Below are 534 nucleotides of genomic sequence, written 5' to 3' on the forward strand. Positions count from 1 at the left end.
TTCCGGTGTGCTCTCAGGAACGCTCTCGGGCGTGCTTTCGGGAACGCTTTCTGGTGTGCCTTCAGGAACACTTTCCGGCGTACTCTCAGGAACACTTTCTGGTGTGCTTTCGGGAACACTTTCTGGTGTGCTCTCAGGAACACTTTCCGGTGTGCTCTCAGGAACACTTTCCGGTGTGCTCTCAGGAACACTTTCTGGTGTGCTTTCGGGAACACTTTCTGGCGTGCTTTCGGGAACACTTTCTGGTGTGCTCTCAGGAACACTTTCCGGTGTGCTTTCGGGAACACTTTCCGGCGTGCTCTCAGGAACGCTCTCTGGCGTGCTTTCGGGAACGCTTTCTGGTGTGCTTTCAGGAACACTTTCCGGCGTACTCTCAGGAACACTTTCCGGTGTGTTTTCGGGAACGCTCTCTGGCGTGCTTTCAGGAACATTCTCTGGCGTGCTTTCGGGAACACTCTCGGGAACGCTTTCTGGTGTGCTCTCAGGAATACTTTCTGGCGTACTCTCGGGAACGCTTTCTGGTGTGCTCTCAGG

Annotated in this window: 1 protein-coding gene; it reads left to right on the forward strand. The window is 54.5% G+C overall.

Annotated elements, in window-relative coordinates:
* The coding region (locus ESZ47_RS09330) for a hypothetical protein (RefSeq protein ID WP_208797489.1) at positions 1–534 on the forward strand (534 nt) is incomplete at both ends.

The sequence above is a fragment of the Leuconostoc litchii genome (genome assembly GCF_008107645.1).
Lineage (GTDB): Bacteria > Bacillota > Bacilli > Lactobacillales > Lactobacillaceae > Leuconostoc > Leuconostoc litchii.